Origin of the sequence: Octadecabacter dasysiphoniae, from assembly GCF_021532615.1 — a bacterium.
Classification (GTDB): Bacteria; Pseudomonadota; Alphaproteobacteria; order Rhodobacterales; family Rhodobacteraceae; genus Octadecabacter; species Octadecabacter dasysiphoniae.
Genome location: NZ_JAKGAQ010000014.1, coordinates 1 through 2062 on the forward strand (window position 1 = coordinate 1; position 2062 = coordinate 2062).

General features: G+C 53.7%; 2 protein-coding genes. Both read right to left on the reverse strand.

The features are described from left to right. Nucleotides 1-125 precede the first annotated feature (125 nt). A complete protein-coding gene (locus L0664_RS18425) occupies nucleotides 126-881 on the reverse strand; it encodes an isocitrate lyase/PEP mutase family protein (RefSeq protein WP_235227371.1) in 756 nt (251 codons plus the stop codon). After that, the gene (locus L0664_RS18430; protein WP_235227372.1) at nucleotides 878-1951 is read right to left on the reverse strand and encodes a bifunctional transcriptional activator/DNA repair enzyme AdaA; all 1074 of its coding nucleotides are present in this window, start codon (nucleotides 1949-1951) and stop codon (nucleotides 878-880) included. The genes L0664_RS18425 and L0664_RS18430 overlap by 4 nt, the downstream gene beginning before the upstream one ends. Nucleotides 1952-2062 lie beyond the last annotated feature (111 nt).

The following is a 2062-nucleotide window of genomic DNA, read 5'->3' on the forward strand; positions in this document are numbered from 1 at the left end:
ACTCTGGGCTCAAAGCAGACTTTAGCTACGCGATGCGCCAACTTCCATTATGCGGGTCAAAGCCGCCAAACAGAAATCTCTACTGAGCGTACGCTTTGAGTTCCCCACTTTCGCAACGCGTATCCTCAAATAGCGCTGTATCGTTCTTTTAGATCGCTCGTTGCGTCGAAGTATGGGCCAGGTCCGTAGCTGAGGCGTGAAACGCCCAAATGGGCGATGTCTGCCGATGTTTTAATCTCGCCCATGGCCATGACATTGGCAGGCAAACGTGTTGCCGCCGTGATTTTTGCGATCAATGCGGTATCCGTGAGACCAGGGATAAAAAAGCCATCGGCCCCGGCTGCGCGATACGCTGCTTCGCGCTCGATTGCTTCATCAACCAAACTGCTGTGGGTTTTCGGATCAGACCCGAGGAACAAATCAGTCCGCGCATTTATGAATAACGGCAAATCCATACGTTCAGCCGCCTGCCGGATCGCCTTCAGGCGTGCCGTTTGTTGTTCGATTTTGTACAGCCCATCACCCTGCACGACTTGATCTTCAAAGTTGATCCCAACAGCACCGGCTTTGATCATCATCACAGCGTTTTTCGCGACATCATCCGGTGACACAGCATAGCCGCCCTCGAAGTCAACGGTGACGGGAACATCAACGCTTGCCACAATACGTTCGACAATCTGTAACACAAAATCGAGCGGCATCGCTTCGCCATCGTCAAACCCATGTGCTGCTGCAATTGACCAGCTTCCCGTCGCAACGGCCTTGCTTCCTGCGTCGACGATCGCCTTGGCACCACCTGCGTCCCAAATATTATACAAGACAACCGGGTTCTGAGTGGTGTGCATACTTTTGAAGGCTTGCGCCTTGAGGGCTTGGGTCATGATTTCTTGTCCGTAATGAGAGGCAGATACTGCCGTTCGGTTTCGAGAAGTTTCTGCTTGCGCCAAAGCCCACCACCATAGCCGGTCAACGACCCGTCCGCGCCGATCACACGGTGGCAGGGGATCACGAGGGCGATTTGGTTGGCGCCATTGGCCCGTGCGACAGCGCGTACAGCCGTTGGACGGCCAATCGTTTCTGCAATCTGCGAATAACTTCGAGTTTCACCCGCAGGAATGTCGCGCAATGCGTCCCAAACCGACTTTGTGAATGCTGATCCATGATAGGCGAGCGGGGTTTCAAAGCCTGTTAGCGTTCCGTCAAAGAAGGCCGTCAACTCTGATGCAATTTGTCGCGAGGGTGAGGTTTTACCAATACCTATCCGACCCTTGGCCACCTTATCCAGCTTTGCCAACTCAGTGCGGAGCGCCTTTCGATCTGCAAATTCCAGAAGATGCAATTCAGACTGGCTGGTCACGGCAATCATGTCACCCAAAGGGGTCGCAATCCAATCGGCGAACAGGATCGGGTCACTATCCAAGCGACCAGGTGCTTTGCCGAGGAGTTTCGCAAATGCGGCGCGGAATGCACTTGCCGAGTCAAACCCGGCATCGATCTGCGCTTCAATGACCTTGCCGCCGTCAACGATGGTTTCAAACCCATCCCGCAGCCTGCGTTGTCGTGCCATTTCAAGGAAAGTCATGCCAAACTGGCGCTTGAAACTACGCCTGATGGTGGAAGGATCAAAGCCCATCTTTTCAATATCGGGTTCCCGCCAGCGGTATTCTGGTCGCTCATCCAGCGCAGTCAACAACGCTGAAATCGCAGGATCAGCTGAGGCCATTGGCTTGAGAGGGTGGCACCGCTTGCACGCGCGAAAGCCGCGCTCGATACACTCTCCGACAGTTTCCAGAAACGTGCAATTTTCGCGCTTCGGTTTGCGCGCCGGACAGGTCAGCCGACAGAAAATACCAGTACTGGAAACACAGACATAAACCCGCCCATCATAGGTCGCATCACGGGCGAGTAAGGCATCATACAAAGACGCATGGTCTGGAAGATCAAAAAGCATAGGACCCTCTAACATGCCCAAAATCTTGCGCCGCCGGTTTTCGGGCGTCTATTGATTTGAATTTTTCAAGACGATTTGTTGTAAGCCGCCGTTCATGCGTCTCGCAGCATT

Coding starts and splice junctions, on each gene's coding strand:
- L0664_RS18425 (WP_235227371.1), bottom strand. CDS start 881: ATGACCCAAGCCCTCAAGGCGCAAGCCTTCAAAAGTATGCACACCACT.
- L0664_RS18430 (WP_235227372.1), bottom strand. CDS start 1,951: ATGCTTTTTGATCTTCCAGACCATGCGTCTTTGTATGATGCCTTACTC.